The organism is Bacillus proteolyticus (assembly GCF_001884065.1).
GTDB lineage: Bacteria > Bacillota > Bacilli > Bacillales > Bacillaceae_G > Bacillus_A > Bacillus_A proteolyticus.
Map to the genome: position 1 here is coordinate 1 of NZ_MACH01000129.1, position 1,587 is coordinate 1,587.

At 27.0% G+C, this 1,587-nt stretch carries 2 protein-coding genes; both read right to left on the reverse strand.

Going from position 1 to position 1,587, the window contains the following annotated elements; all coding sequences use genetic code 11:
• Nucleotides 1–538: 538 nt before the first annotated feature.
• Nucleotides 539–988 carry a GNAT family N-acetyltransferase gene (locus BAQ49_RS22960; RefSeq protein ID WP_071747183.1) on the reverse strand — a complete coding sequence of 150 codons (450 nt, stop codon included), beginning with the start codon at nt 986–988 and terminating at the stop codon, nt 539–541.
• A gap of 65 nt (nt 989–1,053) precedes the next feature.
• Complete coding sequence (locus BAQ49_RS33750; protein WP_071747184.1) at nt 1,054–1,272, reverse strand: hypothetical protein; 219 nt, start codon at nt 1,270–1,272, stop codon at nt 1,054–1,056.
• Between the last annotated feature and the right edge of the window lie 315 nt (nt 1,273–1,587).

The following is a 1,587-nucleotide window of genomic DNA, read 5'->3' on the forward strand; positions in this document are numbered from 1 at the left end:
CTTAACGTAATATTACATTAAAAACATCAGGTAAATGTAACCAATTGCAGAAAACAAGGAATAAATAACCAACTAATAAATATATTTTTTCTGAAAATTTATACTATAATTAATCTGTACAAAGGTTGGTATCCTTTTACTTCTAATATTGTATTGATTTATATGTAGTACCCTACTACTTAAATATGGATCTACAAACAAAAAGAACTAGTATGATACTAGTTCTTTTTGTTTGTTTAGAATAAATAAAATTTTAAAGACACATGAATATTCATGTTACCATATATTATGACACTCAATTTTGTTTATACCATACAACAAAATCAAACTAATCCCTTATCTATAATAGATAAGGGATTAATTTGTATAAATAATTTTTATTTAACAATTTTAATCCTGTCCAAGGATTAAAAACTATATTAAAAGTTTACATAACCCCACTTATCAGCAGTCACTGTATCTAAAAACCTAGAAAAAGTCCCTTCGAATCTTCTGAAGGGACTTTTCGTTCACATAATCAATTGTTATTGGAATTTCTTTATTTATAAGTTAAACTCATGGAAATCTGCCGATCTACAAAACCAAATTCTTTATATAGTTCTCTTGCAAAGTTCATTGCATGAACATTTAATCGTATTTCTTTATGTCCTTTTAAAGACAACTCATCTAATCCTGCTTTCATCAATTTCTTTGAAAGCTTTTGACCACGATACTCTGGTAAAACGTATAATTCGTAAATGAATCCTACACTCTCTTGTGAAAAATAATCTTTACCACTGCCAATTAGAATCCATCCCTTTAAGTCATCATTTAGATTGTCATCGTCTTTGAGTACTAAGTAGTATGCTCCTTGTTCTAATGTTGTTTGTATAATTTCTTTTACTCGTTTTTGTGTAGGTTTAAAAGTCTTGAATGTTCCTTCGTATAGAGCATTATCTGATTTTGCTAGAATTTCATTCAGATCATTTTCACTAGCTTGTTTAATCATATTTTTCCCCTTTGTTTACATAAATTTTGTTATCAGTAGTCAATATATCTTGAAACCTACCAAAGTCACTTGAGAGGTTTTTTCCAATTTGAATAATAATAAATGAACTGAATTATTAAAGTCATTATTGCAATGCCATTTAAGACTACAAAATTAATTAATCCAAAATCTAATAAATATATAGCTATTAGTGAAATGACTACAAGAGGGGTTGAAGCTAATACATTGTAAAAACGTTTTTTATAAAAAAGTTCGTCTTTTGCGATTATATAATTATTAAACATGAATATTCCTTCTTTCCTATATAAATTTATTGTATACCTAAATTTTACAACATATTATTCATTTTTCGCTAAATATTCAAAAAACAATAAATCGAATAACTTTTAATTTCTTAGGGATTATTTTATGTCCCAAAAGGTACACCTTTTGGAACTATCAAAATTACATGAAATATTAGTTCCAAAATCTCAAAAATATACTTTTGAAACGTCCCTAAAAAACAGACACCTTTTTAAACTAATTTGGGTTCTGGTGCGAAAACTTCAAGATAATTGCAGGTAATCTCTAAATCTTGGACATACTGATACTATTACTCT